30 protein-coding genes and 1 riboswitch are annotated in these 24,888 nt (G+C 71.1%); of the genes, 21 read left to right on the top strand and 9 right to left on the bottom strand.

All coding sequences use genetic code 11. The annotated features are described in order from the left end of the window. The first annotated feature begins 55 nt into the window (after positions 1–55). The 5 genes from ACFYRX_RS14390 (at position 56) to ACFYRX_RS14370 (ending at position 4,933) form a co-directional block, all read left to right on the top strand. Positions 56–1,069 (top strand): permease, encoded by a 1,014-nt coding sequence (locus ACFYRX_RS14390; protein ID WP_389099342.1) that lies wholly within the window; start codon positions 56–58, stop codon positions 1,067–1,069. After that, positions 1,066–1,995, top strand: a complete 930-nt coding sequence (locus ACFYRX_RS14385; RefSeq protein ID WP_389099340.1) for a TIGR03943 family putative permease subunit — start codon at positions 1,066–1,068, stop codon at positions 1,993–1,995. The genes ACFYRX_RS14390 and ACFYRX_RS14385 overlap by 4 nt, the downstream gene beginning before the upstream one ends. Before the next feature lie 345 nt (positions 1,996–2,340). Beyond that, positions 2,341–3,162, top strand: a complete 822-nt coding sequence (locus tag ACFYRX_RS14380) for an ANTAR domain-containing protein (protein ID WP_389099338.1) — start codon at positions 2,341–2,343, stop codon at positions 3,160–3,162. Positions 3,163–3,268: 106 nt separating this feature from the next. Then, positions 3,269–4,135: a GAF and ANTAR domain-containing protein gene (locus ACFYRX_RS14375; protein ID WP_389099336.1), complete on the top strand. Its 867-nt coding sequence runs from the start codon at positions 3,269–3,271 to the stop codon at positions 4,133–4,135. 57 nt (positions 4,136–4,192) lie between these two features. Beyond that, complete coding sequence (locus ACFYRX_RS14370) at positions 4,193–4,933, top strand: GAF and ANTAR domain-containing protein (RefSeq protein ID WP_389099335.1); 741 nt, start codon at positions 4,193–4,195, stop codon at positions 4,931–4,933. A 4-nt stretch (positions 4,934–4,937) separates the two neighbouring features. Here ACFYRX_RS14370 and ACFYRX_RS14365 read toward each other — a convergent pair whose 3' ends face one another. Then, positions 4,938–5,729 carry a hypothetical protein gene (locus ACFYRX_RS14365; protein WP_389099333.1) on the bottom strand — a complete coding sequence of 264 codons (792 nt, stop codon included), beginning with the start codon at positions 5,727–5,729 and terminating at the stop codon, positions 4,938–4,940. Positions 5,730–6,046: 317 nt separating this feature from the next. Here ACFYRX_RS14365 and thrS point away from each other — a divergent pair, with 317 nt between their 5' ends. The 4 genes from thrS to ACFYRX_RS14345 all read left to right on the top strand — a co-directional run bounded on the left by thrS (position 6,047) and on the right by ACFYRX_RS14345 (position 9,963). After that, positions 6,047–7,261 (top strand): threonine--tRNA ligase, encoded by a 1,215-nt coding sequence (thrS, locus tag ACFYRX_RS14360; protein ID WP_389099331.1) that lies wholly within the window; start codon positions 6,047–6,049, stop codon positions 7,259–7,261. A 38-nt stretch (positions 7,262–7,299) separates the two neighbouring features. Further along, on the top strand, positions 7,300–8,265 hold the full coding sequence (locus tag ACFYRX_RS14355; protein WP_389099329.1) for a nucleoside hydrolase: 966 nt from the start codon (positions 7,300–7,302) through the stop codon (positions 8,263–8,265). 122 nt (positions 8,266–8,387) lie between these two features. After that, positions 8,388–9,380: an ArsR/SmtB family transcription factor gene (locus tag ACFYRX_RS14350; RefSeq protein WP_389099327.1), complete on the top strand. Its 993-nt coding sequence runs from the start codon at positions 8,388–8,390 to the stop codon at positions 9,378–9,380. Positions 9,381–9,471: 91 nt separating this feature from the next. Then, positions 9,472–9,963: a hypothetical protein gene (locus tag ACFYRX_RS14345; RefSeq protein ID WP_389099325.1), complete on the top strand. Its 492-nt coding sequence runs from the start codon at positions 9,472–9,474 to the stop codon at positions 9,961–9,963. Here ACFYRX_RS14345 and ACFYRX_RS14340 read toward each other — a convergent pair. Further along, a complete protein-coding gene (locus tag ACFYRX_RS14340) occupies positions 9,950–11,044 on the bottom strand; it encodes a HoxN/HupN/NixA family nickel/cobalt transporter (RefSeq protein WP_389099323.1) in 1,095 nt (364 codons plus the stop codon). The two genes, ACFYRX_RS14345 and ACFYRX_RS14340, sit on opposite strands and share 14 nt — an antisense overlap. Positions 11,045–11,072: 28 nt before the next feature. Further along, a riboswitch (cobalamin riboswitch) is annotated at positions 11,073–11,280 on the bottom strand. Positions 11,281–11,360: 80 nt separating this feature from the next. Here ACFYRX_RS14340 and ACFYRX_RS14335 point away from each other — a divergent pair. Next, positions 11,361–11,708, top strand: coding sequence for an ArsR/SmtB family transcription factor (locus tag ACFYRX_RS14335; protein ID WP_389099321.1), 348 nt, complete (start codon positions 11,361–11,363; stop codon positions 11,706–11,708). Positions 11,709–11,722: 14 nt separating this feature from the next. Here the strand turns inward: ACFYRX_RS14335 and ACFYRX_RS14330 are convergent, their stop codons facing one another. Genes ACFYRX_RS14330 through ACFYRX_RS14320 form a run of 3 tightly spaced genes read right to left on the bottom strand, consistent with a single transcriptional unit; the run spans position 11,723 to position 13,014 of the window. Beyond that, entirely contained in the window at positions 11,723–11,908 is a 186-nt protein-coding gene (locus ACFYRX_RS14330) for a DUF397 domain-containing protein (protein ID WP_389099994.1), read from the bottom strand. Positions 11,909–11,940: 32 nt separating this feature from the next. After that, positions 11,941–12,126 carry a DUF397 domain-containing protein gene (locus ACFYRX_RS14325; protein WP_389099319.1) on the bottom strand — a complete coding sequence of 62 codons (186 nt, stop codon included), beginning with the start codon at positions 12,124–12,126 and terminating at the stop codon, positions 11,941–11,943. A gap of 6 nt (positions 12,127–12,132) precedes the next feature. After that, positions 12,133–13,014: a helix-turn-helix domain-containing protein gene (locus tag ACFYRX_RS14320; RefSeq protein ID WP_389099317.1), complete on the bottom strand. Its 882-nt coding sequence runs from the start codon at positions 13,012–13,014 to the stop codon at positions 12,133–12,135. 183 nt (positions 13,015–13,197) lie between these two features. Here ACFYRX_RS14320 and ACFYRX_RS14315 point away from each other — a divergent pair, with 183 nt between their 5' ends. Beyond that, positions 13,198–13,635 (top strand): ATP-binding protein, encoded by a 438-nt coding sequence (locus tag ACFYRX_RS14315; RefSeq protein ID WP_389099315.1) that lies wholly within the window; start codon positions 13,198–13,200, stop codon positions 13,633–13,635. A 211-nt stretch (positions 13,636–13,846) separates the two neighbouring features. Further along, positions 13,847–14,323 (top strand): hypothetical protein, encoded by a 477-nt coding sequence (locus ACFYRX_RS14310; RefSeq protein WP_389099313.1) that lies wholly within the window; start codon positions 13,847–13,849, stop codon positions 14,321–14,323. A gap of 130 nt (positions 14,324–14,453) precedes the next feature. Here ACFYRX_RS14310 and ACFYRX_RS14305 read toward each other — a convergent pair whose 3' ends face one another. After that, complete coding sequence (locus ACFYRX_RS14305; protein ID WP_389099311.1) at positions 14,454–15,032, bottom strand: TetR/AcrR family transcriptional regulator; 579 nt, start codon at positions 15,030–15,032, stop codon at positions 14,454–14,456. A 91-nt stretch (positions 15,033–15,123) separates the two neighbouring features. Between ACFYRX_RS14305 and ACFYRX_RS14300 the strand changes: the two genes are divergently transcribed. The 5 genes from ACFYRX_RS14300 (at position 15,124) to ACFYRX_RS14280 (ending at position 17,932) form a co-directional block, all read left to right on the top strand. Continuing rightward, on the top strand, positions 15,124–15,570 hold the full coding sequence (locus ACFYRX_RS14300) for an anthrone oxygenase family protein (RefSeq protein WP_389099309.1): 447 nt from the start codon (positions 15,124–15,126) through the stop codon (positions 15,568–15,570). Between the two features lie 197 nt (positions 15,571–15,767). After that, complete coding sequence (locus ACFYRX_RS14295; RefSeq protein WP_389099992.1) at positions 15,768–16,157, top strand: sortase-dependent protein; 390 nt, start codon at positions 15,768–15,770, stop codon at positions 16,155–16,157. Beyond that, positions 16,154–16,795, top strand: a complete 642-nt coding sequence (locus tag ACFYRX_RS14290) for a class F sortase (RefSeq protein WP_389099307.1) — start codon at positions 16,154–16,156, stop codon at positions 16,793–16,795. Before ACFYRX_RS14295 ends, ACFYRX_RS14290 begins: the two co-directional genes overlap by 4 nt. 104 nt (positions 16,796–16,899) lie before the next feature. Then, positions 16,900–17,397 (top strand): RNA polymerase sigma factor, encoded by a 498-nt coding sequence (locus ACFYRX_RS14285; protein ID WP_389099305.1) that lies wholly within the window; start codon positions 16,900–16,902, stop codon positions 17,395–17,397. Next, complete coding sequence (locus ACFYRX_RS14280; RefSeq protein WP_389099303.1) at positions 17,381–17,932, top strand: hypothetical protein; 552 nt, start codon at positions 17,381–17,383, stop codon at positions 17,930–17,932. Before ACFYRX_RS14285 ends, ACFYRX_RS14280 begins: the two co-directional genes overlap by 17 nt. Before the next feature lie 168 nt (positions 17,933–18,100). Here the strand turns inward: ACFYRX_RS14280 and ACFYRX_RS14275 are convergent, their stop codons facing one another. Next, positions 18,101–18,325 carry a hypothetical protein gene (locus ACFYRX_RS14275; RefSeq protein WP_389099301.1) on the bottom strand — a complete coding sequence of 75 codons (225 nt, stop codon included), beginning with the start codon at positions 18,323–18,325 and terminating at the stop codon, positions 18,101–18,103. A 277-nt stretch (positions 18,326–18,602) separates the two neighbouring features. Between ACFYRX_RS14275 and ACFYRX_RS14270 the strand changes: the two genes are divergently transcribed. Together ACFYRX_RS14270 and ACFYRX_RS14265 are read left to right on the top strand one after the other, a co-directional pair. After that, on the top strand, positions 18,603–19,280 hold the full coding sequence (locus ACFYRX_RS14270; protein ID WP_389099299.1) for a hypothetical protein: 678 nt from the start codon (positions 18,603–18,605) through the stop codon (positions 19,278–19,280). Between the two features lie 120 nt (positions 19,281–19,400). Beyond that, a complete protein-coding gene (locus tag ACFYRX_RS14265; protein WP_389099298.1) occupies positions 19,401–19,976 on the top strand; it encodes a dihydrofolate reductase family protein in 576 nt (191 codons plus the stop codon). A gap of 114 nt (positions 19,977–20,090) precedes the next feature. Here the strand turns inward: ACFYRX_RS14265 and ACFYRX_RS14260 are convergent, their stop codons facing one another. Continuing rightward, positions 20,091–21,035, bottom strand: a complete 945-nt coding sequence (locus ACFYRX_RS14260) for an LAETG motif-containing sortase-dependent surface protein (protein ID WP_389099296.1) — start codon at positions 21,033–21,035, stop codon at positions 20,091–20,093. Positions 21,036–21,296: 261 nt separating this feature from the next. Between ACFYRX_RS14260 and ACFYRX_RS14255 the strand changes: the two genes are divergently transcribed. Beyond that, positions 21,297–22,970, top strand: a complete 1,674-nt coding sequence (locus ACFYRX_RS14255) for a glycoside hydrolase family 13 protein (protein WP_389099295.1) — start codon at positions 21,297–21,299, stop codon at positions 22,968–22,970. Between the two features lie 105 nt (positions 22,971–23,075). Here ACFYRX_RS14255 and ACFYRX_RS14250 read toward each other — a convergent pair whose 3' ends face one another. After that, positions 23,076–23,843, bottom strand: a complete 768-nt coding sequence (locus ACFYRX_RS14250) for a DUF4142 domain-containing protein (protein ID WP_389099990.1) — start codon at positions 23,841–23,843, stop codon at positions 23,076–23,078. Between the two features lie 350 nt (positions 23,844–24,193). Here ACFYRX_RS14250 and ACFYRX_RS14245 point away from each other — a divergent pair, with 350 nt between their 5' ends. After that, on the top strand, positions 24,194–24,874 hold the full coding sequence (locus ACFYRX_RS14245; protein ID WP_389099294.1) for a DUF6445 family protein: 681 nt from the start codon (positions 24,194–24,196) through the stop codon (positions 24,872–24,874). The last annotated feature ends 14 nt before the right edge of the window (positions 24,875–24,888 follow it).

Here is a 24,888-nt window from a genome sequence, read left to right as displayed (position 1 = left end):
CGCACAGGTATGTCCGGTTAGCCTGCGCGGGGACACCGGAGGGCGGGACAGGCGCGTGGAGAACCACAGGACGGCGGGCGACGGACTGCGGCTCGCGGCGCTCGCTCTGCGGGTCCTCGTGCACGTCGTCGTCGGCGGCGCCGCGCTGCTCGCCATCGTCACCGTCGCCTCGGTCCTCGGGCCCACCCTCGCCCTGGACCTCTACACCCCGCCGGTCGCCGCCTGGTGGACCGTCTTCACGGCGATCGCGGTGCAGGGCGTGCCCTTCCTCCTGCTCGGTACGGTCGTCTCCGCGGCGATCGGCGCCTTCGTTCCGGAGCGGGTCCTCACCCGGCTCCTGCCGCGCAACCAGGCCCTCGCGGTACCGCTCGCGGGGGCGGCGGGAGTCGTCCTGCCGGGCTGCGAGTGCGCGTCCGTGCCGGTGGCCGGGAGCCTGATGCGGCGCGGGGTCGCCCCGGCGGCCGCGCTCGCCTTCCTCCTGTCCGCGCCCGCGATCAACCCCGTGGTGCTGGTCGCGACCTCGATCGCCTTCCCCGGCCAGCCGAGGATGGTGCTGGGACGGCTGCTCGCCTCCCTCGCCACGGCCGTGGTGATGGGGTGGCTGTGGGCCCGGTTCGGGCGCGAGGAGTGGCTGCGGCCACCGAGGCGTCACACGGACACGTCCGCCCGTGGTCTGCGTGCCTTCGGCGCCGGACTCCAGCACGACTTCCTGCACGCGGGCGGCTTCCTGGTGCTCGGCGCGGCGGCCGCGGCCACCTTCAACCTCGTCGTCCCGCGTTCCGTCCTCGACCTCTTCACCGGCTCGGCCTGGCTGTCGGTCCTGCTCCTGGCCGTCCTCGCGGTCGTGCTGTGCGTGTGCAGCGAGGCCGACGCGTTCGTGGCCGCGTCCCTGAGCGGCTTCTCCCCGACCGCCAGGCTGGCGTTCATGGTGGTGGGGCCGATGGTCGACCTCAAACTGATCGCCCTCCAGGCGGGAACCTTCGGGCGGGCCTTCGCCGTCCGGTTCTCGGCCGTGACCTGGGTGACCGCCGTGGCCGGCAGCTCGCTCGTGGGGTGGTGGCTGCTGTGAGGCGGTACGGATCCTGTCTGCTCCTCGTCCTGGTCGGCGCGGCGGTGCTGCGGATCTCCCTGCTCAGCGACCTGTATCTGCGGTACGTACAGGCGGCGTTGCGGCCCTACCTGGTGGTGTCCGGCGTGCTGCTGGTGCTGCTGGGCACCGCGATGGCGGCCGTACGGCGAACCGAGCGCGAGGCCCCGAAGGAAGACGCGCACGGCGACGCGCACGAGACCGGGCACGAGGCCGCGTACGGCGACGCGCGGGAGGCCGGGTACGAAGACGAGCGCGGTGACACGCGGGAGGCCGCGTACGGCGAGGCGCGCGAGACCGCGCGGGAGGCCGCGTACGAGGCCGCGTACGGCGACGTGCGAGGGGCCGCGTACGAAGACGCGCACAGCGACGCGCACGGCGACGCGCACGGACACGGTCACGGCGCCGCCGGCCCCCGTGTCGCCTGGCTGCTCACGCTTCCCGCCCTCGCGCTGCTCCTCTTTCCGCCGCCCGCGCTCGGTTCGTACAGCGCCGGGCGGGAGGCGGCGCAGCGGGCGGCCCAGGGCGTCGGGGCCTTCCCGGCCCTGCCCGCCGGGGACCCCGTCGAGCTCACCGTCGGGGAGTTCGGCTCGCGGGCGGTCTACGACAGCGGGCACTCGCTGAAGGGCCGTACGGTCCGCATGACCGGGTTCGTGACCCACGGAGACGACGGCACCTGGTACGTCACCCGGCTCCTCGTCACCTGCTGCGCCGCCGATGCCACGACCAGCAAGGCCGAGGTGCGGGGCGCCGCGGACGGGGCCCCGCCGGTCGACACCTGGGTCACTGTCACCGGCACCTGGTACCCCAAGGGGAAGCTCGGCACCGACGGCGCCTGGCCGCCGGTCGTGGACGCGAGCGAGGTGCGGCACGTGAAGGAGCCGGCGGATCCCTACGAGAAGCGCTGAAGCGGGGGCCGGGGCGGCCGCGGTGTCGGTGGCCGGCGGCCGCCCCGGTGGAGGATGCGCCGCTCCCTCAGCGCGGTCCTCCCGGAAGGTCCCCGTCCCGCTCGGGACGGCGGGAGACGCCCCGGTCGGCGACGCGGGAACAGGGACGAGGTACGGCGCCGCTCGGGGCACGGGCCCCGGCGGGGCGGGACGGAGAGGACGGGCGGGGACATGGGGGCTCCGGCACAGTTCGACGCTGTGCGGCCGCTCCCTGACCGTCACCGCCAACCGTAAAGAAGGTGTACGCGGTCTGTGAAGACCGCATGCGGGTACCCGTGGTCCGGACCACCGAGGAAGGACGCCCTTGTGACGGACACATCCTCCGCGGCCCCGCCCGACGGGCCGGCACGCGGTGAGCAGACCCTGGCACGACTGCAGCAACTGCTGCTGGAGGCCGACCGGCTGGACGACTTCCTGCGCGAGCTCGTACGGCTCGCCTCGACGTCGCTGCCCACGCCGGTGTACTGCTCGATCACCCTCAGGGCCGAGGACAGCGCCCACCCCTACACCGCGGCCGCCAGCCACCAGCTCGTGGACCAGTTCGACCAGCGGCAGTACGACGAGGGCGACGGGCCCTGTCTGCGGACCCTGCGGACCGGTACCTCGCACCACGTCGACGACGTCGACGAGGAGGACCGCTTCGGCTCGTTCCCCGAGATCGCCCGTGAGTACGGCCTGCGCAGCATGTTCGCGCTGCCCCTGGCCGCGCCCCGGCAGCAGGTCGCCGGCGTGCTGAACATGTACTCCACCGAGCCGTACGGCTTCGACCTGACGGTGCGCGAACAGGCCGCCGTCTTCGCGGGGCACGCCTCGGGCGCGCTGGGCGTGGCCCTGAAGTTCGCGGGCCAGCTCCAGTTCAGCCTGGACCTGCAGAGCGCGATCGCCTCGCGGACCGTCATCGACCAGGCACTCGGCATCGTCATGGCCCGGGAGGCCTGTTCCTCCGAGCGGGCCTTCGAGATCCTCACCAAGGCCTCGCAGCACCGCAACATCAAACTGCGCGACCTCGCCGCCGACCTCGTTCAGGGCGTCTCCGGGCAGCCGCCCTCCGTACGGCCGCTCCTGCCGCGCAACTCCCCCCTGCCCGGCCAGGGCCACGAGGCGTTTGGGCCTGAGGGCGAGGGGTAGCCGGGCGGTGCCCATGGGCGGGTGCGCCACGAGTCGCGCCGCCCGCTTCGGGTGAGCGGGTTCCGGAGCCCATGGCGGATAATGGCCGCGCTGAGCGAAGGAGGCGGTGGCCGTGCGGCCGAAGGACGACCGCGGCGACGCCGCCGGCGACGACCCTGGCCCGTTCACCGCCTCGGGAGGCGGTTCGGGCGCGCGTGCGCCCGACGACGACATGAGGCTGGACGACAAGCGGCTGTCGGGGCAGGACGCCGAGCGTGAACGCGAGCACGACCGGGTGCGGGCGTCCGACCTGATCGCGGACGGGGTCCGCGGCGCCGATGCCTCCGAGATCCCCGGCAGGCTCTGCGTGGTCGCCGTCAAACTGCTCCCCGTGGTCGGGGCGAGTGTCTCGCTGCGCAGCAACGGCATGCCCGTGCAGCTCAGCTCCAGCAGCGACGAGGCCGCCCGGCTGTCGGAGATCCAGGCCACCCTGGGCGACGGCCCCTGTGTCTACGCCGCGTCGATCGGCGCCCCCGTGCTCGCCGACGACCTGACCAACGGCCGGGACGCCCGCCGCTGGCCGATGTTCGCCCGGGAGGCGACGGCCGCCGGGGTACAGGCGGTCTACTCGATGCCGCTCGGCAACGACGCCGTGTGCGTGGGCACCCTCGACCTCTACCGGGACGTCCCCGGCGCCCTGGAAGCGCGCGAGCTGCGCACCGCGCAACTTGTGGCCGGAGTCATGACCGTAGCCCTGATGGCGCTGCCCCGCGGGGAGGAGAATGGCCCCGATGGAGACGAGCCCTGGCTGAGCGGATTGGCCACCGATTATGACGAGGTCTACCAGGCCGTCGGCATGATCATGGTGCAGCTCGGTGTCGGTGCCGACGAGGCGCTGGCCCGGCTGCGCGCCGATGCCTTCGCGGACAACCGCACCGCCGTCGAGGTGGCGCGCGATGTGGTCTGGCACAGGAAGAGGTTCGAGCGTGACTGACAAGTCCCGGGCACGGCGAACGGCGCGCCGACGCCGTGCCGGTGCGAGGAGGCTCGGATGAACAGGGAACTGCGGCTCACCCGCGCCTTCGTGGACCTCGCGGACACCCTGGCCGCGGGCTTCGACCCGCTCGACCTGTTCACCCGGCTCGGCGGGCACTGCACGGACCTGCTGCCGGTCGACGCGGTGGGCGTGGTGATGGCCGACGCGCGGGGCGCCCTGCGCAACATGACCGCCTCCGACGAGGACCTTCTCGCACTGGACCTGTTCCAGGTGCAGCAGGAGGAGGGGCCGTCCGTCGACTGCTTCCGCAGCGGCGAGATCGTCACCGCGGACGATCTGCGCGAGGGGGCCCGCTGGCCCCGGTACACGGCGTACGCGCTGGAGGCGGGCTATGTCTCCGTGCATGTGCTGCCGCTGCGGCTGGACGGCCGGCCGATCGGCGCGGTGTCCCTCCTCAACCGTGACAGCGCGGCCCTGCCGAGCGAGGACATCGCCGTCGCGCAGGGCATGAGCGACATCGCCGCGCTGGCCCTGACCCACTGGCCCGCCGAGGCCCGGCGCCCGCACGACCTGCTCACCTCGCTGCAGGCCGCGGTCTCCGCGAAGGCGAGCGTAGAACTGGCCAAGGGACTCCTCGCGGAGTACGCGGGCGTCTCCTTCTCCGAGGCGCTGGACCTGCTGCGCCGCCACGCGGAGAAGGAGCGCCGGTCCCTGACGGCCGTCGCCCGCGCGCTGGCCGAGCGCAGCCTCGACCCCCGGGACGTGCTGGAGGAGGAGCAGTCCCGCCGGTCCTGACCGGTCAGATCTGGACCCGGCCCTGCTTCCTGACCTCCGTCAGCCGTTGGGCTCCCAGCTCCACGGCGGCCTGCGTGGCATCCGTCTGCACGTCACCGAAGCCGCCGTTGCTCACGCTGATGGCGTCCTCGCCCACCCGGACGGCGGCGAGCTCCAGGGTGAGTGTCACCGGTTGACCGTCCGGGGACTCTCCGGTCAGCAGCACCCGCAGCCCCTGCCGGGCGTCTCCCGCCTCCGGCAACTGCGCCTCTGTGACCTGGACGCCCAGTACGGCCCCGGTGCTGGTCGTCGTGGCCGCGAACCGGGCGCACTTCCGCGGGAGACCCCTGAGCCAGGCCAGCGTCTTGTCGATCTCGGCCGGGGGGCGGCCAAGTACCTGGTAGTGCAGCTGGGCCTGGTTCCACTGGTCGTCCAGCCCGACGACCGCGCGGGGCTGGGCGTCGGCCCCGAAGAGGTCGTCGGCGTACAGCGCGTCGAGCAACCGCTGGCAGTCCGGCAGTTCGCTCCTCGCCTTCAGCACTCCGTCGTGCCAGGTGGCCGTGCCCTGGGTGGGGGTCCACGGCTCACCGAGATCCGCGTCCGTGATGAGGGCGGCCTGGGCCATCGCCTCGGTGAGGGTGGAGGCGGCTGCGGGAGAGGCCTTCGGGGACGGGGACGGGGCCGGGCTGGTGGGCCGGGTGATCGGCGGCTTGGCGGCGGTCGGCGGGTTGGACAGCGCGGAACAGCCGGTGGCGGTGAGGACACCGGCCAGGGTGAGGACGGAGGCGGCGACACGGGGGGCGCGGGGCGGGGTCATGCTCTCAAGTGATCACCGGGTTCGACGGGGTCACCAGCGGTCCGGGCCGTACGGGTTACGCGGTGCGGTGGGACACCCCGGAACACCGGTTCCACGGCGGCCCGTGTGCGCTCCTGCCGAAAACCCCTCGCGCCGCCCCCGCTCCTGCCGCTATCGTCACCTCCATGCAGCGCGCCCAAGCAGTCCCGTCGATCACGACGACGCCGGAGCAGGTCCCGGCGCGCTGACCGCTGACGCAGTCCGAAGCCCCGGGGCGAGTGCCCCGGGGCTTCGTCGTTCCCGGCCGGTCCCTCGCCCCCATTCCGAGGGAGACCCGCATGTATGACCACCGCCGGCTCGGCCGTGAACTCGATCTGTTCGACACCGACCCCCTGATGGGCGCGGGGCTGCCGTACTGGCTGCCCGACGGGGCCGTCGTACGGCATGTCCTGGAGGAGTACGTCAGGGACGCCGAGCGGGCCGCCGGCTACCGGCACGTGTACTCGCCCGTGCTCGGCAAGCGGGAGCTGTACGAGATCTCCGGGCACTGGGACCACTACAGCGAGGACATGTTCCCGCCGATGCGGATGGGCGGCGAGGAGGTCGTCCTGCGGCCCAGTCTCTGTCCGCACCACGCCCTCATCTACCGGTCGAGATCGCACAGTTACCGTGAACTCCCGCTCCGGATGGCCGAGTTGGGCGGTATGTACCGCTCCGAGCCGTCCGGCGTCGTCGGCGGTCTCACCCGCGTCCGCTCCATCCAGCTCAATGACGCCCACATCTTCTGCACCCTGGAGCAGGCGGTCGAGGAGGCCCGCGCCGCCCTCGACCTGATCCGGCGCGCCTACGACGACCTCGGCATCCGGGCGAGCCGGTACCGCCTCTCCCTCCCGGGCGAGGGCGGCAAGTACGTCCCCGACCCGGAACTCTGGCAGCGCGCCACCGCCCTCCTGAAGGACGTCCTGGACGGCGTCGACTACGAGTCCGTCGAGGGCGAGGCCGCCTTCTACGGCCCCAAGATCGACGTACAGGTCACCGACCCCGCGGGCCGTGAGTCCACCCTCTCCACCGTCCAGATCGACTTCCACCAGCCCGAACGCTTCGACCTGCACTACATCGGCCCCGACGGCGGAAAACACCGCCCGGTCATGGTCCACCGCAGCATCATCGGCAGCGTGGAGCGGCTGGTCGCGCACCTCATCGAGGCGCACGGCGGCGCGTTCCCGGTGTGGCTCGCCCCGGTGCAGCTCGTGGTCCTGCCGGTCGGCGACGACCAGGAGGAACGGGCCCACGACGTGGTACGCCAGGCCCTCGCGCGCGGTGTCCGGGCCGAAGTCGCCGCTCCCGGCGACGGCACCCTCGCCGCCCGCATCCGCGCCGCGCGCCTGGTGCCGTACCAGGCGGTGATCGGCGCGCGGGAGGCCGACGCGGGCAGTGCGGCCGTACGGCTGCGGGACGGCCGCAGGCCCGGAGCCGTGCCGGTCGACGAACTGCTGGACCGGATCGCCGCCCGGGACGGCGACCGCGGGGCCGAACTCTGGGCGGCTGCGTAAGGTCGGTCCCGTACGCCAGTGACGAAAGGACCCACGCCGTGACCGGTCAGCCCATCCCGGTGATCATCGACTGCGACACCGGTGTCGACGACGCCCTGGCCCTGCTGTTCGCCGTACGGCATCCCGGCATCGACCTGCGCGCGGTCACCTGTGTCGCCGGGAACACCGACGTCGACGGCGTGGTCCGCAACACGCTGACCGTGCTCGAGCAGGCCGGGGCCGGTGACATCCCCGTCGCCCGGGGCGCCGAACGCCCGCTGATCGAGCCCGTGCGCACCGCGCAGCACGTGCACGGGCGGGACGGCATGGGCGACCTGGGGCTGCCCGCGCCGACCCGGGTGGCGGTGGACGTGGACGCGGTGACGCTGCTCAGGCGGGAGATCCTCGCCTCGCCGAGGCCGGTCACCCTGATCCCGACCGCGCCCCTGACGAACATCGCGCTGCTCCTTCGCACCCACCCCGAAGTGGTGCGCAACATCGAGCGGATCGTGTTCATGGGCGGCGCGGTGGCCACCGGGAACGCCACGCCCGTCGCGGAGTTCAACGTCTGGCACGACCCCGAGGCGGCCGCCGTCCTGCTCACCGCGGGCGTGCCGATCACCATGTACGGCCTGGACGTCTTCGAGCGGGTCATCGTCCCGGCGGCGGACGTCCAGCGGCTGCGCGCCAGTTCGGAACCCTCCCTGCGCATGGCCGGCGAACTCCTCGCCCACCGCGACCCGGCCACCTCCGGCGACCCCACCCCCACCGGCGGCCTCGGCGACGCGGGCGCGGTCTGCGCGGTCGTCGACCCGGGCGGCCTGGCCACCGAACTCCTCCCGGTGGAGGTCTCGTTGGCACCCGGCCCGACCCGCGGCCAGACCGTCGTCGACCGCCGCCGCCGCCGCCCCGGCGAGTCCGAGATCCACGGCGGCGAGCGCGAAGTCACCCTCGTGGACGTGGCGTTGGGCGTGGACGTGGAGCGCTACGTGAAGCTGTGGCTGACGGCGGTGGAGGGGGTCTGACTCCCCGGCACCCGCAGCACCGGGGGTGACCGAATGCCCCCTTGCCCCGGCAAGGGCGGCTCCGTCACTGTCGGGGTGCACCGCCACCCACCCGATGACCGACCACCATCGGAGAACCCCCCATGCTGCGGGTGCACTTCACCACCGACGACATCGCGCGCGTGCGTCTCGCCGCCGGCCCCGATCCTCTCTGGGAGATCTGCAACAGCTTCCAGGTGCTGGCGGGGCAGGACGCGCCCCTCCAGTTCGGCGACTGGCGGCGGACGGTACGGCCACGGCTGCTCCCGGCGCACGGGCTGCTCGCCGCGCTGCTGCCACCGCGCGGCTACACACCGGACTTCCTCACCCCCGACCTCGGCGGCTCCCATGACCTGGAGCGCGCCGTCGACACCGTGCTGCGCACCCGGCGCACCGCGCTGCACAGGGACCTGAGCACACTCGCCGCCTCCCCGCGCCGGAGCCGCCCGCTGCCGTCCGAGGCCCGTGCCCTGGCCGACGGCGAGCCTCCGGCGCTGCGGCGTCTGGGTGCCGCCCTGCACGGCTACCACCAGGACGCGCTCGCCCCGTTCTGGACACGCATCCGGGCCCAGGTGGACGCCGACCGGGCGCTGCGCACCCGGGCGGTGCTGAGGGACGGCACCGACGGACTGCTCGCGAGCTTCCGTCCCGTACTGCGCTGGCGCCCGCCCGTGCTGGAGGCCGACTATCCCGTCGACCGTGAACTGCGGCTCGACGGGCGGGGGTTGCTGCTCCAGCCGTCGCTGTTCTGCCTCCGCAGACCCGTCACGCTCGCCGCGCCCGACCTGCCGCCCGTCCTCGTCTATCCCATCCAGCCGGCCCTCGGCTGGGCCCGCCCACCGGGCCGATCCGCACCCGGCGAGGACGTCGCCGCCCTCATCGGCCGCACCCGCGCCGCGATCCTGGAGGACGTCGTGACCGGCCGTACGACCGGCGAACTCGCCCAGCGCCTGGGCATCTCCGGCGCGGCCGCGAGCCAGCACACGGCGGTGCTGCGCCGGGCCGGCCTGCTGCTGAGCGTGCGCCGCGGCAGGCATGTGCTGCACACCGTCACGCCGGTGGGGCTGGCGTTGCTCGAAGGGACGGGTTCCGTTTAAGGCAGGGCTTCAGGGTGTGGCGGGGACCGGTGGACCGAAGCCAGCCTGTGGACGCGAGGAATGTCCCTTCCCACAGGGGGTTTGACACCATATGCGCGACAAACGACGTTCTCTGCTCGCGGGCCTGGGTGCCCTGGGCCTGGCGCTGACGGCCGCGTTCACGGCGGGACCGGCCGACGCGGCCCCGGCGAACCGGGACTTCGGCCAGATCCTGACCATGCCCGCCGCCCCGCCCGCCTCGGCGCTGCCGGCCGGAGCCGCCGCGGAGCCTCCGACGGCCTGGCCGAAGCCCGCCAGGATCCTGCACGTGGCGGCACGCGAGTCCATCACCTGCGAGAGCGGCAATCTCTGCACGGCGACCTACGACCCCACGCGGGGCGACTACGTCGTCTACTACTTCTACTACTGCGACACCTACACCCTCTCCAACTGGACCGGCACGGGCTCCTACCGCAACTCCCAGACCGGCGGGGTGACCGCGTACTTCTACGGCCAGAACGGCGCGGTCGTCACACCGGTCGGACCCGGCGGCAGCAGCAACTCCTACAACTGGGGCCCGATCTGGTCCATCAAGAACTGCTGACGCTCCACCGCTGCTCCACCTTCGCGAGCCGCCAGTAGGAGATCGCCGCCGCCCACACCACCACGAACAGGCCGACGATGACGTAGCCGACGTTGTCGAGGTCGATCTCGGCGATCCAGGTGGTGAGGGCGTCGGTGAGGTCGAACTTGTCGTGCACGACACCGACCAGCTCGATCGTGCCGATGAAGAAGGCGACCGCGATGGACAGCCCGGTGATGGCGAGGTTGTAGAACACCTTGCGCACCGGGTTGGAGAAGGCCCACTGGTAGGCGAAGTTCATGAACGTGCCGTCGAGGGTGTCGAACAGGCTCATCCCGGCGGCGAACAGCAGCGGCAGGCACAGGATCGCGTACCAGGGCAGCCCGGCCGCCGCGCCCGAACCCGCCATCACCATCAGCGTGACCTCGGTGGCGGTGTCGAATCCGAGCCCGAACAGGAACCCCAGCGGGAACATCTGCCCCGGCCGGGTGATGGACTTGGTGAGCCGCCCGAGGATCCGGTTCATGAACCCGCGCGAGTCGAGATGCTGCTCCAGCTCCTTCTCGTCGTACGTCCCCGCCCGCATCGCCCGGAAGACCTTCAGGATGCCCAGCAGGGCGACCAGGTTGAGGGCGGCGATGAGGTAGAGGAACGAACCGGAGACCGTCGTACCGAGAAATCCCAGGACCTGGTGGGTACTTGAGCCCTCGTTCATGACCTTGCCGGCCAGCTGGGTGCCGCCGGCGATCAGCGCGGCGAGCAGGACCACGACACTGGAGTGCCCGAGCGCGAACCAGAACCCTCCGGACACCGGCCGCTTGCCGTCGGCCATGAGCTTGCGGGTGGTGTTGTCGATCGCGGCGATGTGGTCGGCGTCGAAGGCGTGCCGCATGCCGAGGGTGTAGGCGGTGATGCCGAGTCCGATGCCGAAGGCCTTGTCGCCGACCTCGTAGTGCTCCGGAACGACGAGCAGGAAGAGAATCCCGAAGGCGACGACGTGCAGGGCGGCTATCGCGGCCATCAGGCCGACCGTCTTGACGGTGTCCTCGCGGCGCCAGCGGAAGGACGCGGCGGCGGTCTCGGGCAGGGCAGGGTCAGTCATACGGTGGTCACTCCAGCACCTCGTGGATGAACGCGTGAGCTGCCGTGGCCGGTCTCCTGGCTTACGGGTCGTACGTTTCCCTGCCCGCCTTCCCGGCCTCGTGCTGACGGCCAGTGGCTGTCCCGTGAGGGACGTGGGAGGGAAACTCCCCGATCACAGTGGCGAGGGCCGCGCCGGCATGAACCCCCTGAGGGGTCGTCACCGGCTTCCCGAGCACCACGGCCCGACCACGGTAGGGGTGCGAGGCGTCTCCTGCATAGCTGCATACCTGCGCAGGTATGGAAGATCACACCGGCCGCCTGCGAGGATGACCCCCATGCATCTCGTCCCGGCGGACCGAGCGGACCGCCGCACCATCGACGGCCACCGGGTGTGCGACGCCATCGCGGCGATCGGCGACCCCGGCCAAGTCCGCGCCTGGTCGGACCGTTTCGCCCTCCTGGCCGACCCGAACCGCCTCTCCCTCCTCCTCGCCCTGCACCGGACCGGCCCCCTCGCGGTCTCCGACCTGGCGATCGCCACGGGCATGAACGACCCCGCCGTCTCGCAGGCACTGCGCCTGCTGCGGGCGGCGGGGGTCGTGGCGGGGGAGAAGGAGGGGCGCGTGGTGCGGTACTCGGTGGTGGACGAGGGAGTGCGGGGGCTGCTGAAGCAGGTGTCCTGAGCCTGAACCGGCGGTCAGGGCCGTTCGCTGTGCAGGGAGTGCAGGAAGGGGGCCCAGGCGCGGGGGGTGAGGCGGAGCACCGGGCCGTCGGAGTGCTTGCTGTCGCGGACGGCCACGGTGGTGGGTATGTTGCGGGCGACTTCGACGCACTCGCCGTTTCCGCTGCTGTGGCTGGACTTGGCGAACTCGAAGTACGGCACGGGCCACAGCTCCTTGCGGCGGGCGGTCAGGGTCATTCGCTGTGCAGGGAGTGCAGGAAGGGGCTCCAGGCGCGGGGGGTGAGGCGGAGCACCGGGCCGTCGAGGTACTTGGAGTCACGGACGGCGACGGTGGTGGGTATGTTGCGGGCGACTTCGACGCACTCGCCGTGTGCGTCGCCGCTGCTGTATGTGGACTTCCTGAAGTCGTAGTGGGACACGGTGCCCTACATCTCCTTGCGGATGCCGTCGATGAGTCTCACGGAGTTGCTGTGCGCCAGACCGAGCCGCGTGATGCGGTCGAAGGCCGCGTTGTGGTGCGCGGCGTCAGTCTCGCTCTCCAACCAGACCTTCGTCGACGAAGTATCCACCTGTACGACGTCCAGAGCACCGGGCTCGGCGAAGGAGACGACGGTAAAGGCACAGGTCATCCCGGGGTGGGCCCCGGCGATGAACGGGACGACCTGGACACGCACGTTGGGCAGGTGCGCCGCCTCCAGCAGGTGTTCCAGTTGCGCCCGCATGACATCCCGGCCACCGACCAGTTGACGCACGGCCCCCTCATGCAGCAACGCCCAGAGCTGTAGCGGGCGGTCACCGCCCAACCGTGCCTGCCGGGCCATCCTCGCTTCGACGAAGGTCTCGATCTCGTCGAGATCGTCCCAGGACCCGTTCCCGACAGCGAGGGCGCGGGCGTAGTCAGGGGTCTGCAAGAGGCCGGGCACGAAGGTCAGTTGCCAGGTGCGGACTTCCGTGGCGATGTCTTCCAGGGCCACATACTCGATCTGCGCAGTCAGTTGCGGGTACTGGTTCCACCAGCCCTTGGCCTTGCGCCGTTCCCGGTCCGCCTTGGCGAGGGCGAGCAGTTTGCCGATCGCCGTCTCGTCGGTCTCGCCGTAGAGGTGGGACAGGGCCCTGACGTCGGGATCACGCAATGGCACCTGCCCGCGCTCGATCTTCGCCACCTTCGTGACGGATGCCGTCAGGGCCTCGGCAGCATGCGCCTGCCGGAGATCGCAAGCCTCTCGCATCCTCAGCAGCTCACCACCGAGTCGTCGCCCGAGAACGGTTGTGACGGTCTTACCGCGGTTGGGGTCCCTGCCTGCCATGAGTTCCCTTTCGTCAGTGCCTCAGTGGGCCAGCAATATTTCTGTCCTGTTCGATTGCTGGCCAACCCTCCAAAAGGCTACCGTCAGTGTTCAACAGGCCACTCACCGGCACCGGTTGGCGGAAGGCACCGCGCTGTCCGCGCGGCGGAGCCACCCCGACGACACGACTCCCTGGAGGTATCCGTGACCGACTCCTGCCTGCCCCGACGCCCCAAGCCCTACGACCGCCACGACGAGGTCAGTTACACCCCGTACCCGCGCAGCATCCCCCTCGCCCGCAGACGCGTCGCTCAACTCGCCGTCGACTGGGGGCTACCCGGCCTCGCCGGCGACGCGGCGCTGCTGGCAAGCGAGTTGTGCACGAACGCCCTGCTGCACGGTTGCCTGCGGGACAGGCTCTTCCGCGTCGAGACGTCCCTCAACGACACCGCGCTCCGGATCGCGGTGACCGACCCGAGGGGCGAGCGACTTCCCGGCACCCAACCGCCCCGCCCCGACGACCAGTTCGGCCGGGGTCTGCTCATCGTCCGGGTGCTGGCGGGGCGTTGGGCCGTGGAGAGGCTGACCGTGGGCAAGACGGTGTGGGCGGAGCTGGATGTTCCGATGGGGCGGGACGCGTAGAGCGTGTCTCTTTGATGGGTTGGTCAGTCGATCGGATGTGTCTGTCCGATTAGTGATCACTACGGTCCAGCTGATGTCATCGATGGCCCACCTGACGGATCGGTCGGCATAAGCGGCTCGATCCGGTGGTTTTCCTCATTTTTCAGGCGTAGGTGGTGGTGTTCGGGGATCCTGCCGAGGTACCTCTGAAACCACTGTAAGGAGACCCCAAGTGCGCCGCCCGACCCGGAATGCCTTCGCCGCCCTCATCGCCGCAGCCTGCCTCGCTCTCCCCCTCCTCACCCCCACACCCGCCGAAGCGGCTGCCACCCACACCAGCCGCTTCGCGAACTACCGCTACGGTGACTGCCTGCGCGAGAACGACGAAACCGGCCTCAAGGGCGACCGCTGCTCCACCGGACGCGGCAGCCTCCTGTGGCAGTGGAACGGCCGCCTCAACACCAGCACCACGCTTAAGAACAACTTCTGGGGCCGCTGCCTCGACAGCAATGACCGGGGCGACGTCTACCCCCTGCGCTGCAACGGCGGCTCGTACCAGAAGTGGCGCACCGTCCAGCCCGCCGCCCGCAGCGCCATCATGCTCCAAAGCGTCGGCACGGGCCGCTGCCTCTACCAGCAGGACGACGGCTACTACCGCACTGCCCGCTGCGACCGAGGCGCCCAGAACCAGCGCTTCACCATTGGCTGAACGGATCTCTCGACCGCTTCAAGATGCCGCCGGGCGAGCAGCTCTTCTTTTGCGCGAGGCAGCGTCTCGAAGACGCCGGCCTCATGCCACCGACCTGGCCGTACGGAGGAGAGGCGCCGCCCTGCCGGGGTCAGGTCACGGGGAGACGGTCCACCAGTAGCTCCAGCCTGCGGTCGGTGTCCTCGGGCGGGAGCCGTCGCGCCCGGGTCAGGGTGGCCACTCCGTGCAGGGACGCCCAGAACACCTCGGTGAACAGCCCTTCGTGGACGCCCTTCCCGGCGACCTCGCCGAGGCTCTCCAGCAGGGCGGCGAAGGCGTCCTTGAGGGGTTCCGGGGTCTCCTCCTGCGCGTACGCGAGGCCGCCGTCGAGCTGGAAGATGGCGTCGTAGACCGCCGGGTTGCGTTCGGCGAAGTCGAGGTAGGCGCGGGCGAGGGCGTGCACCCGGGCGCGTGGGCCGTCCACGGCCGCGGTGGCGGCCCGTACCGCCGCCGCCAACTCGGTGGCGCCCTGGAGGGCGACGGCGCCGATGATCTCGCGTTTGCCGCGGAAATGGCTGTAGAGGACGGGCTGGCTGTATTCGATGCGCTCGGCGAGCCGGCGGGTGGTGACCGCGTCCCAGCCCTGCTGCTCGGCGAGTTCGCGGGCCGTGGCCACGATGAGGCGTTCGCGGGCCGCCCGTTCGCGCTCCTTGCGTTCCTGTACCGACATGACTCGATTCTAGCACCGCTAGACAATCAAGCGGCAGTAGTACTAGCGTTGCCTTGTCATCTAGCAACACTAGATTTCTGGAGGAGTCGTCATGCTCAACGCACTTGAGGTCGTCACCACCGTGGTCGTCGGCGTGATGGTGGGGGTGGAGTTCGGCGTCGCCTTCGTCATGACCCCGATCCTCAACGCACTCCCGGAGGACAGCGGACAACTCGGCCACGCCCACGGGGGCCGGATGCTCGGCGCCGTGATGCCGTTCTGGTACGTCGGCTCGCTCGTCCTCGTCGGCGTCTGGGCTGTCGCGGGACGGCACCACGACGGCACCGGCCTCGTCGTCACCTCGGGCGCGCTGCTGATCCTCAGCGTGGTCATGTCGCTGCTGCTGCTCGTCCCGATCAACAACCGGAACAAGGCGTGGACCCCCGAGAACCGGCCCGCCGACTGGAAGCAGCAGTTGAACCGCTGGGGCCGCTTCCACTACGTCCGCGTCGCCGTCATCATCGCCGCCTTCACCCTGCTGGTCGCCGCCCTCGCCTGAGGCCGGAGCCGCTGAACAGCCCGGCTCCGCAACGGAGTTGCCCCGCCTCAACGGCTTTGCCATTCCTTTGCAACCGACTTCTCCGCCGGCTCGTCTCTCCGCACGTTCCGTCACCCAGCCGCCCGGCCGGCCCGACCACAGGGCCGGGCCACCTTCCGGGCGGACCGACGAAAGAGAGCGATTCCATGCGCCGTACCGTGCGCCGTACCGTCCTCAGCGCCGTGGCACTCGCGGCCACCGCCGTACTGGCGGGCACCGCCCCCGCGTTCGCCGACAGCACGGCCCCGTCCCGGGTCCCGACCCCCACCGCCGCGCCGACGGAGGCCACCCCGGAGCCGAGCGAGGGCACCCGGGCACCGTCCGACGAGGCCAGCGCGGTGCCCAGCGCGGCCCCCACCACTGACCCCCGCACCTCCCCGTCCCAGGTCGCCGAGGTTCCGGCCGGCGCGCCCGACACCGGGGTGACGCCGACGTCGACGGACTCCGGAACGCCGGGTGCGCTGATCGGCGGTGGCGCTGCCGCCGCGTTCGCCGTGGCCGGCGCCACGGTGATCGTCGTACGCCGTCGGCGGGCGACCGGAGCGTGACCCTGCTCTCCAGGCGGGCGTTCGGCACCGGGGCCACGGCTGCCGCGGCCTCGCTGCTCGTGGGCTGCTCCTCCGGCGCCGAGGGCGTACGGACGACGGGGACCGCGGCTCCCGACGCCGCCGCGTCGCAGCAGACCGCCGGCAAGCACACCGCCGCAAAGTCCGTCCGGGCGGTGGGCCGTTCGGTCCCCGTCCGGCTGAGAGTCCCCGCCATCGGGGTCGACACCCCGGTCATGCGGCTGGGGCTGGCGTCCGACGGCACGGTGCAGGTCCCTCCGATCAGCGACCACGACCAGGCCGGCTGGTACGAGCACTCGCCGACGCCCGGCCAGACGGGGCCGTCGGTGATCCTCGGCCATGTCACGGTCGGCGCGTACGGGGACGGCGTCTTCCACGACCTCTCACGGCTGCGCCGGGGCGAGAAGATCGTGGCGCGTCTGGAGAACGGCACGGAGACGGAGTTCACGGTCACCTCCCTGCGGACGGTGGCCAAGGCCGACTTCCCGACGGACGACGTCTACGGGAACGTGAGCCGGCCGGAGCTGCGGCTCATCACCTGCGGCGGCCCTAAGGACGAGGACGGCTACCTCGACAACGTGATCGTCTTCGCCTCGCTCACGTCGTCCACGAAACCGTGAGCACGCTGGAACACGAAGGATTGCGGGCCGCCGGAACGTACGCCGTCGGCCCGTCGTCCTCCCCCACGAGTGCCACACCGGTGGCAACAGGCCCATGGAGAGCGTTGAAACGGTCCCGCGAGAAAGAGGCGGCAGCGTCCGAGCTGTTCGCCGCCCTCTACCCGCGCCTGGCCGGCTGGTGCCGCCGCCTCGTCGACGACGACGAGACGGCCCACGAGATCGCCTCGGAGGCGTTCACGCGCCTGTGGGCCCGCTGGACGTCGGTGGAGGAGCCGCGCGGCTTCCTCTATGTGACGGCGGCGAACATCGTCCGGGACCACTGGCGCAAGATGGAGCGCGAGCGAAAGGCCATGCGGCGCGTGACCACGGAAGCGGCTCTGCGCACCCACACGGAGCCGTCGGACCCGTCCGTACGCCTCCTCGTCCAGTCGTTGCCGGAACGACTGCGGGTGCCGATCCTCCTCCACTACTACGCTGACATGTCCATTCGTGAAGTGTCCGCGCTGACCGAACGCAAGGAAGGAACCATCAAGGCCGACCTCCACGCGGCCCGTGAACTACTCCGTGCCCACCTGAGGAAAAGTCTTGACCACACGCTTTGACGACGACGAAGATCCGGAGTTCGACCCCACCACCGCGGACCACGACCCCGACGACCCTCTGCTGATCCTCCTCGGGCCCACGTCCGGCCCCGCCTACCTGGGTGCCCCCCCGGGCCGCTACGAGGAGATCCGTCGCACCGCGACCCGCCGTCGCCGCACCCGCGCGGCGGCCGGAGTGGGCGTGGCCTGCGCCGTCGCCGCCCTCATCGTCCTCCCCCTCAACCTGACGACGGCACAGAGCCCCCGCTCCCCGACGGTCCCCCAGGCCCCGCCCCCCGCGAGCAGCCCGCTGACACCCCCCGTCGACCGCTCGCCGACACCGTCACCCGACACACCGCAGCCGTCCGAACCCGCCACCAGCGACCCCGCAGGACCCGACGACGTTCCCTCCAGGATGCCCTCCGCCCCGAGCCGAACGCCCGGCGAAACGCCCCGCACCACGGCCGGCGCGTCGCAGGCACCCACGTCCACGCCCACCACAGAGCCGACCGCGGCGGACGCCGTGAGCGCGGTACCGCGCTCCGGATCGCGGTGACCGACCCGGGACAACGAGGAGAGGTGCCCCGACTTGTGGGCGCCCAGGGCTGATCGATCACGAGGCGGGTGGGCGGCAGCCGAATGATCTTCGAAAGACTTCTCGCGCGGGAGGTGCATTCGAATTCAGGCGCGGAAAAACGGGTGCCGAGAATGCGGGGCGAGGGTGTCAGCCGCTCGATTCCGGGCCCCATTGCCCGGGTCCGGCTCCCCGCCAGTCGATCCACGGTGAGTCCGCCACCTCGGACGGGTCGATTTCCAGTCCCGCCCGCCGGAGGAACTCGGCTATGTCGGCCATGTTGTGGGCCAGCCCGAGGATCTCGCCGTCCACGCGGACGCGTCGGCCGCCGGTGGGGGACGGTGGATGCACGGTCACGCGAATCGGTCCGGACATGTCCTCAGGATCGTCCGGAGCGTCCGGTCCCGCATTCCGGCCCATCATCGGCGAGACCCGGTCCGGGTGGGGTGCCGAGCGGGGTGCCGGGTCGGCCGCTGGTGGGCGGCGTTCCGTTCCTGCTGTGGCCGGACGAGGTCGGCGGGGAGCGAGCACATGACTGGATTCAATCATGTGTTCGATTTTATGGGCCATGGGTATAACCACCTGTGTGACGTGCTGCCACATGCTTCTCAGTGGCGCGTCGACGCGGAACATCCGATGACGGGGGTGGGTTGTGGCCGGACGAATACTGAGGCGTGCCCGTCTGCTGGGCGTGGCCGCGTTGCTCCTGATGCGCTCGACGGTGGTGTTCCTCGGCGTTGAGATCGGCGCCGCCGTCCTGCTGTACGTCACGCAGAACGTCTGGGTGACGTTGCTCGTGTATCCATTGGTCTACCTCTCGGCGTTCTTTCTCCTCGCGCTGCTGGTGCCGGGCGTGGAGGATGAGCCCAAGGCCTGGGCCGTCGTGGCGCTGATCACGGTGCCCATCGGTGCCCTGGCCGTGCTGCACCTGACCTACTCGGGCCTTGACCAGCGGGCGCTGCACGCCCACGGCCGGGAGGAGCGGGCGACGGTGACCGAGGTGTACTGGGCCAACGGGGGTGCCGATCCGCCGACGCACGACGCACGGCTGGCTGATCCGTGGGGACGGTCGATACCGGGCGTCGTGTCCGGGGACGGGCTGAAGGTCGGCCAGACCCTCACCGTCACCGTGGACACCGAGGGGAAGATTCCGGTGATGGTGGGTACGCCTTCGACGGGTTCGGGGAAGTTCCGGACGGCGGGCATCACCGCGGGCTTCGAGATCCTGTTCCTCGCGCTGGCGGTCTACCAGGGCACCGCGAACCGGTCGGCCCCGAAGCCGACGGACACGCCGAAGGGATCGCGGAAGCCCAAAGGCGTCCCGGCATGACGTGACGACGTGAGCCGCGGTCGGCGGTTTGCGGTCGGCGATGAGTTTCGGCGGCGGGCCGGGTCTACGGGTTACGGGTGCGAGTGACACCGGCGCCCGTCCGACGAAGGGGAGCCCGACATGACCGCCACCTACACCTTCGACGTCTTCTCCAGCCTCGACGGCTACGGCAGCGCCGGGGGCGACTGGACCGGCTACTGGGGCAAGCAGGGGCCCGAACTGCTCGACCGCCGCCTCGCCCTCTACGGACCGGAGCAGCGGATGGTCTTCGGGGCCACCACGTACCGGGCCTTCGCGCGGATGCTGGCCGAGAGCACCGAGGACTCCGACGTGCGGGACCCCTGGGTCACCCGGATGCGGAACCTGCCGACCACGGTGGTGTCGACGACCCTGGAAGGCCCCCTCGACTGGCCCGACGCGACCCTCGTCAACGGTGACGCGGTGGACGTCGTCGCCCGGCTCAAGAAGGAGTCCGAGGTGCCGCTGCGCTCGCACGGCAGCCTGGCGATGAACCGGGCGCTGATGGCCGCCGGCCTGGTCGACCGCGTCCAGGTGACGCTCTTTCCCGTCATCACCGGCCGGACCGGGGAATCCCCGGTCTTCCGGGGCGCGGCCGACTTCGACCTGGAACTGCTGGAGCACCGGACGCTCGGCGGCCACATCCAGGAGTTCGTCTACCGGCCCACCCTCCACTGACCCGTCCGCAGACCCGAACCCGAAAAGGCCGTCCACACCGCGGACGGTGGGACGGCCCCTTCAGGAATGTTCAGCGAACTTCAGCGCTGTTCAGTGATGTTCAGCGGAAATTCGTCAGGCGCGCGAGGCCTTGCGGCGACGCGTGGCCAGGACGATGCCCGCGCCACCGGCGAGGAGGACCGCCGCGCCGCCCGCGATCAGCGGGGTGTTGCTGCTGGCGCCGGTCTCGGCGAGGTTGTCGCCGCCGCCACCGTTCGGGGTGGGAGCCGCGGGGGACGTCGTGGACTCCGAGGCGGACGGGGTCGGGGACTCCGTCGACGGGGTCTCGGACGCGGGGGGCGTGCTCTCGGAGGCCGGAGGCGTCGACTCGGACGCCGGCGGGGTCGACTCCGAGGCCGGCGGCGTGGACTCCTCCGCGGGCGGGGTCGCCGGAGGCGTGGTCTGCGTGGTCGTGCAGTCCTTCGTGCCGCCGTTCCAGGCCGCGATCAGCTTGTCCTTGATGACCGGGTGGTCCGGGCCCTTGGGGAGGTCGCCGTGCGTGAAGCCGTCGTTGGCGTCGAGCTTGCCGTCGAACTTCGTGTTGCCCCGGTAGAGGTCGACCTGCCCGTAGCAGCCCGCGTCGGGGATCGCGATGTCGAGGGTGTCGACGGAGCCGGCCTTGACGTTGACGGTGTCGAAGTCGTGGAAGACCTGCTCGCCGGAGGTCGCGAACGTCGGGCCGTGCGCGAGGTAGGACGCCAGGGAGGCGGTGCAGCTGGCCGCGTCGCCCGCGGCGCGGACCTTGACGTGGACCTTGCCGTCGTCGCCGGGCTTCAGGTTCAGGTCGTCGACCTTGACCGAGGCGAAGAAGTTCTTGCCGTCGAGGGAGAACTCGCAGCGGTCGGTGCCGGTCTTCGAGCCGGCGCCCGTACCGGGCTTGTAGCTTCCGCCGTTCTGCCAGCCCTTGCCGCCGGGGCAGTCGGAGGCCGAGGCGACGGAGGCGAGAGCAGCGGAGAAGGCGAGCGTCGCGGCGCCCGTCCCCAGCAGGCGCCGCATGGTGACACGTCTCGCTATGGACATACGTATCCCGTCAGGATGAGAGTAAATGGTCTGAGAAACACTGGGCCCATTGGTCACATGCGCCACGGTGTCCGCACATCGTGGATCTCCATGCTTAAACCTGTCAACCTGCGGTGATACGAGGTCGGTTCAAAGACCATCACAATTTCGCCACACCGGGAATGATCTCCTCCGGAAAACGCCTGGTTCACCTTTCGGGCGAGGTGGACAGATTCCCATTTGTCGCTCGAAAAAAGACCGCACATATTCCGGAGGAGACGCGTGACTGCCCGCACCACCGCGCCCGACCCCGCGCCCGATCTCTCCAGCAATGACCCGAACTGGTGGCGGCAGGCCGTCGTCTACCAGGTCTATCCCCGCAGCTTCGCCGACGCCGACGGTGACGGCCTCGGGGACATCAGGGGCGTCACCCAGCGCCTCACGCACCTGGCCGCCCTCGGCGCGGACGCCCTGTGGCTGAGCCCGTTCTACCCCTCCGAACTCGCCGACGGCGGCTACGACGTCGCCGACTACCGGGACGTCGACCCGCGCCTGGGCACCCTCGACGACTTCGACGCCATGGTCGCCGAGGCGCACCGGCTCGGGCTGAAGGTGATCGTCGACCTGGTCCCCAACCACACCTCCCACCAGCACGTATGGTTCCAGGAAGCCCTCGCGGCCGGGCCCGGTTCGGCCGCCCGCAGGCGCTACGTCTTCCGCGACGGCAAGGGCGCGCACGGTGAACTGCCGCCCACCGACTGGCAGTCCGTCTTCGGCGGCAGCGCCTGGCGGCGGGTGCCGGACGGGCAGTGGTACCTGCACCTGTTCGCCCCCGAGCAGCCCGACCTCGACTGGTCCGACGACGAGGTCCGTGAGGACTTCCGCACCACCCTGCGCTTCTGGTGCGACCGCGGTGTCGACGGCTTCCGCGTGGACGTGGCCCACGCCCTGGTCAAGGATCTCGGCGAGCCGCTGCGCGACCTCGGCACCCCCGAGCTCAGCGGGGAGCGGGCCCTCGCCTCGATGGCGCCCGGCACCCACCCCTTCTTCGACCGCGACGAGGTCCACGAGATCTACCGCGACTGGCGCACCATCCTCGACTCGTACACCCCGCCCCGTACGGCCGTCGCCGAGGCCTGGGTGCCGGGCCCGCGCCGCGCGCTGTACGCCCGCGCGGACGAACTCGGCCAGGCCTTCAACTTCGAGTACCTCCAGGCCCCCTGGGACGCCGCCGAGCTGCGCCAGGTCATCGCCGACTCCCTCGTCACCGCGCACGCGGCTCACGCCTCGGCCACCTGGGTGCTCTCCAACCACGACGTCGTACGGCACGCCTCCCGCCTCGTGCTCCCGCCGGGCACCGACGAGAACGCCTGGCTGCTGACCGGCGGCCACGCGCCCGCCGTGGACGCGCAGCAAGGCCTGCGACGCGCTCGCGCGGCCACGCTGCTCATGCTGGCCCTCCCGGGATCGTCGTACGTCTACCAAGGCGAGGAACTCGGTCTGCCCGAGGTCGCCGAGCTGCCCTTCGAGGTGCTCCAGGACCCGATCTGGGAGCAGACGGGACATGTGCGCAAGGGACGCGACGGGTGCCGGGTGCCGTTGCCGTGGACGGCGACGGGTCCGTCGTACGGCTTCGGGGCGGGCGGCTCGTGGCTGCCGCAGCCGGAGTGGTTCGCGCGGTACGCCGTCGAGGCCCAGGACGGCGTCGAGGGCTCCACGCTGGAGCTCTACCGCGCCGCCCTGCGCCTGCGCCGCAAGCTCCTGCAGGGGGAGGACCTCACCTGGACGGACACCGGCCCGGCCGACGTGCTGGACTTCGCCCGGCACGAGGGCTGGCGGTGCGTCACCAATCTGTCGGACACGCCCGTCCCGCTCCCGGCGGGCGAAGTACTGCTGACCAGCAGCCCGTTGGAGGACGGGCTGCTGGGGCCGGACACCACCGCCTGGCTGGGATAGGGCCTGTCCGGCGGATCATGCCGGCGGCGCGGGGACTGGTGCGCTCACCTGCGCTGACAAGGCGCCGTTGCTCGGAGCCGGCCTGATCCGCCGGACAGGACCTGGCTACCCGATGGTCGGGCTCGGGATGACGCCCGTGCTCGGTGTGGAGCCGCCGCCGCTCGAGGCGTCACCCGGGAGCGCGACCTCTGTGGAGGTCGGGTTCGGCGGCGGGGTGAGCACGACCATCGGCTCGCCGGGCTGCGGCGGCGGCGGGGTCAGGTCGACCGCGGGCAGCTTCGGCGGGGTGGTCTGCATGAACAGGGCCTGGTCGAAATTGACGAAGCCGGTCTTCTCCATCACCGTGATGTGGTCCAGGACCGTGTCGTTGGCCTGGTCGGCCAGCGCGCGCACCAGCGAGTTCTTGGTGGTGGAGCGGATCTTGGCGATCGTGTTGAAGATCGAACCGTGCGTCACGCGCAGGATGTTGGCGAAGTTCGAGTCGAACTGCTGCCCGGCGCTCGAGTCGATCGTGTTCACGAAGCCCACCTGCTGGGGACTCGCCACGTTCGGCAGGGTGATGTTGAGCATCGCGGCGACCTTGCGGTCGACGGTGTCCAGCGCCGCGTGACCGTCGATGAGGTGCTCACCCGCGGTCTTGACCGCCGGGGTCGTCCCCTTCTGCAGGGCGATCTTCCCCAGCGGATACTCCCAGAGGCCTGCGGCCCGCACCTTGACGACGAAGTCGCGGTCGCCCTCGGTCAGCGGACCCCACTGGGTCTGCGCGATGATTCTGTCCTGTGCGGTGGTCGCCTGGCTGACGCCAAGCATCGACGGGTACGCGAGCGCGCCCAGTGTCAATGTGAGGGCTCCGCCCACGAACAGCGTTCCCATCGCGTTGCGCGAGAGTGGCACCGTGCCTCCTGCCCGGTCGGGGATCCCGCCGGGAGGCGGGTCGGACGCACATGAGTACGGACATGGGGGCGCCGGCGTTCATCGTGTACGGGACACGGTCACGAGGAGACGTGGTCAGGAGGGGCGCGGCCCTGCCGGGCAGGCATGTGGGGCGACCTCGCAAGGCAGGGTGGCGGGCACGTGGGCGACCGGACAGGGGGGCTTCCGGTGTATCCGTGGCCCCCACACGGGTCCTCCCCTTCCTGTTGACCGTCCTTTGACCGGTTCGCGGGGAAGTCCGGAGGAAATCGCGGGAGAGACCTGACGCACCCCGGACCTAGATTCGCCGCATGTCCATGCCACAGCGGTCGCAGCGGTCCCTTCCCGTCCTCCCCTACCGCAAGCCCACCAAGGGCCGCGACTACTGGGTGATCGACGATGTGCTGCCGGACGTCGACGCCGTACGGGAACGCTGTCTCGCCAAGGACGACTGGGCGAAGGGGTATCCGTACACCTCGGAGACCTGGCCGGGACTGCGGACCATGCCGGGGCTCGAACCCTCCGAACTCGGGCGGGTGGAGCGGCTGGTGAGGAAAGCGACCGGGGCCGCGAAACTGTGGGTGCAGCGGGCGCCCGGCGGAGGCACCCTCAACCACAACTGCGTGCAGGTCGTGGGGGAGGGCGAGAGCGAGCCCCGGCCGCACACCGACTCCCGGGCGCTGTGCCGGTACGCGGCCGTGCTGTATCTCAACCCGGCTGTCCCCAAGAACTGCGGCACCAGCTTCTACCGGCAGTCCCTGCCCGGCGGCGGGCTCGGCGGCAACGTCGTGCAGGCCCCGCACAACAACCTCGTCGAGGCCCTCGGCACCCGGTTCGTCGCGCCGGACGCCTTCGAGGAGGACGTACAGGTGCCGCACAAGTACAACCGGCTGCTCCTCTACAACGCCAACCTCGTGCACAGCGCCACCGGGTACTCCGGCAGCACGCTGGAGGAGAAGCGGATGACGGCCGTCTTCTTCTGGATGGCGTGACCCCGGCCGGGTCG

This window comes from Streptomyces sp. NPDC005374 (genome assembly GCF_042872225.1).
GTDB lineage: Bacteria > Actinomycetota > Actinomycetes > Streptomycetales > Streptomycetaceae > Streptomyces.
Note: the sequence above shows the minus strand (reverse complement) of the source record. Positions and strands in the feature narration are given on the sequence as shown.

What these genes read in the sequence shown, in the direction of transcription:
- ACFYRX_RS14370 (WP_389099335.1), top strand. Translation starts at nt 4,193, where the DNA reads ATGAACAGGGAACTGCGGCTCACCCGCGCCTTCGTGGACCTCGCGGAC.
- ACFYRX_RS14365 (WP_389099333.1), bottom strand. Translation starts at nt 5,729, where the DNA reads ATGACCCCGCCCCGCGCCCCCCGTGTCGCCGCCTCCGTCCTCACCCTG.
- thrS (WP_389099331.1), top strand. Translation starts at nt 6,047, where the DNA reads ATGTATGACCACCGCCGGCTCGGCCGTGAACTCGATCTGTTCGACACC.
- ACFYRX_RS14350 (WP_389099327.1), top strand. Translation starts at nt 8,388, where the DNA reads ATGCTGCGGGTGCACTTCACCACCGACGACATCGCGCGCGTGCGTCTC.
- ACFYRX_RS14345 (WP_389099325.1), top strand. Translation starts at nt 9,472, where the DNA reads ATGCGCGACAAACGACGTTCTCTGCTCGCGGGCCTGGGTGCCCTGGGC.
- ACFYRX_RS14340 (WP_389099323.1), bottom strand. Translation starts at nt 11,044, where the DNA reads ATGACTGACCCTGCCCTGCCCGAGACCGCCGCCGCGTCCTTCCGCTGG.
- ACFYRX_RS14335 (WP_389099321.1), top strand. Translation starts at nt 11,361, where the DNA reads ATGCATCTCGTCCCGGCGGACCGAGCGGACCGCCGCACCATCGACGGC.
- ACFYRX_RS14320 (WP_389099317.1), bottom strand. Translation starts at nt 13,014, where the DNA reads ATGGCAGGCAGGGACCCCAACCGCGGTAAGACCGTCACAACCGTTCTC.
- ACFYRX_RS14305 (WP_389099311.1), bottom strand. Translation starts at nt 15,032, where the DNA reads ATGTCGGTACAGGAACGCAAGGAGCGCGAACGGGCGGCCCGCGAACGC.
- ACFYRX_RS14300 (WP_389099309.1), top strand. Translation starts at nt 15,124, where the DNA reads ATGCTCAACGCACTTGAGGTCGTCACCACCGTGGTCGTCGGCGTGATG.
- ACFYRX_RS14275 (WP_389099301.1), bottom strand. Translation starts at nt 18,325, where the DNA reads ATGTCCGGACCGATTCGCGTGACCGTGCATCCACCGTCCCCCACCGGC.
- ACFYRX_RS14265 (WP_389099298.1), top strand. Translation starts at nt 19,401, where the DNA reads ATGACCGCCACCTACACCTTCGACGTCTTCTCCAGCCTCGACGGCTAC.
- ACFYRX_RS14260 (WP_389099296.1), bottom strand. Translation starts at nt 21,035, where the DNA reads ATGTCCATAGCGAGACGTGTCACCATGCGGCGCCTGCTGGGGACGGGC.
- ACFYRX_RS14250 (WP_389099990.1), bottom strand. Translation starts at nt 23,843, where the DNA reads ATGGGAACGCTGTTCGTGGGCGGAGCCCTCACATTGACACTGGGCGCG.
- ACFYRX_RS14245 (WP_389099294.1), top strand. Translation starts at nt 24,194, where the DNA reads ATGTCCATGCCACAGCGGTCGCAGCGGTCCCTTCCCGTCCTCCCCTAC.